At 54.0% G+C, this 1,861-nt stretch carries 1 protein-coding gene and 1 pseudogene; one reads left to right on the top strand and one right to left on the bottom strand.

Features of this window, described 5'->3' with window-relative positions; genetic code table 11:
* Window positions 1-587: alanine dehydrogenase (locus BOW51_RS10405; RefSeq protein ID WP_370738170.1), on the top strand; the 587-nt coding region annotated here is incomplete at its 5' end.
* A gap of 58 nt (window positions 588-645) precedes the next feature.
* Here the strand turns inward: BOW51_RS10405 and BOW51_RS10400 are convergent.
* Window positions 646-1,767: pseudogene (locus BOW51_RS10400) on the bottom strand (AMP-binding protein); the annotation flags it as partial.
* Window positions 1,768-1,861 lie beyond the last annotated feature (94 nt).

Below are 1,861 nucleotides of genomic sequence, written 5' to 3'. Positions count from 1 at the left end.
CAGCGGCCATGGCAGTTGGCATGGGTGCCAATGTCACCATTGTCGACCGCTCGATTGCACGCCTGCGTGAACTTGATAACGACTACAAGGGTCGCGTCCACTGTATCTATTCCACCACCGCCATACTCGAGGAGTATGCACTGGATGCCGATCTTGTCATTGGTGCCGTGCTCGTACCCGGGGCCGAGGCCCCCAAGCTGCTGACACGGGATATGATTCGTCGCATGAAGAAAGGTTCCGTGGTTATCGATGTGGCGATTGACCAGGGTGGCTGTTTTGAGACCTCGCACCCGACCACGCACGAGGAGCCGACCTTTGTTGTTGATGACGTGGTGCACTACTGTGTTGCCAACATGCCGGGCGGGATGGCGCGTACTGCGAGTATGGCGCTGAATAATGCAACGCTCCCCTATACTTTGGCTCTTGCTGATGATCCGGTCAGGGCGATGCTGGATGACACCAACCTGCTCAATGGGCTCAATGTACACGCTGGCAATGTCACCTACAGGGCTGTTGCCGAGGCACTGGGGTATGACTATGTGCCTGCGGAACAGGCCTTGAACAGATCAAACGAAAGTTCAGGCTAAACAGAAAAAAAACAGGCCGGGCAATGCCCGGCCTGTTTGTGTTGCGATTGGCTCTTCGTTATACGAAGCGTCCAACCTTGGCTGCTTTATAAGCCTCCCGACTCTCATCGAGAATACCCGGATCATCGATAGTTGCAGGTGTCGGCACATCATCCGTCTCGGAGATCTGGCGAATGGTCTTGCGCAGAATCTTGCCGGAACGTGTCTTGGGCAAACGCTTGACCTCCATCGCCTTGGAGAAACAGCAGATCGCACCGATGGTACCGCGCACCATCTGGATCAACTCCTTCTCGATCTCTTCCGGTTCACTCTCAACGCCATCCTTGCGAATGTAGAAAGCGACGGGCAACTGCCCCTTCAATTCGTCATTGATACCGACCACGGCGCACTCGGCAATGGCGTCGTGACTTGCAACAACCTCTTCCATTTCACCGGTTGAGAGCCTGTGACCGGCGACGTTGATGACATCATCGATACGACCCATGACAAAGACATAACCATCTTCATCAATATAACCGTCGTCACCACACAGGTAGTAACCGGGGTAAGTATCCAGGTAGGCCTCGACAAAACGCTCGTGGTTGTTCCATAGCGTGTTGAGACAACTCGGAGGCATCGGCAACTTGATTGCCAGTGCGCCCTCTTCGTTTGGCCCCAGTATGTTGCCGGTCTCGTCGAGCACCTCAAGCTTGTAGCCTGGAACCGGGAAGGTTGCAGAACCACTCTTGACTGTCTCAAGCTCGATACCCGCTGGATTGGCGGCAATGCCCCAGCCGGTTTCAGTCTGCCACCAGTGATCAAGAATCGGTTTTTTCAGCAGATCGCTGAGCCACTCATAAGTTGGTGGATCAAGACGCTCACCAGCCTGGAATATGGCACGTACATGTGAAAGGTCATACTTCTTCAGCAATTCGCCATTGGGATCCTCTTTCTTAACCGCACGGAATGCTGTCGGTTCAGTAAAGAAGGCACTGACCTTGTACTCTTCCATGACGCGCCAGAATCCACCTGCATCCGGTGTACGTACCGGCTTGCCTTCATAGACAATGGTTGAACAGCCATGTAAAAGTGGTGCATAGACGATATAGGAGTGTCCCACGACCCAGCCGACATCGGATGCGGCCCAGAAGACCTCGCCCGGCTTGACGTCATAGATATATTCCATCGAAAAACGCCAAGCGTGTCTTTGATCTCGTGATGCAAAACGGGACATCCAAGTCTCCCTTTTACACTCGATCTTCGACAGCCTTTACTGCCCCGGACGCCCTGCGTCC

Source organism: Solemya elarraichensis gill symbiont (assembly GCF_002021095.1).
In the GTDB taxonomy this organism is placed as follows: Bacteria; Pseudomonadota; Gammaproteobacteria; order Chromatiales; family Chromatiaceae.
The sequence above is the reverse complement of the archived record's forward strand: the minus strand, read 5'-3'. Positions and strand labels throughout refer to the sequence as shown.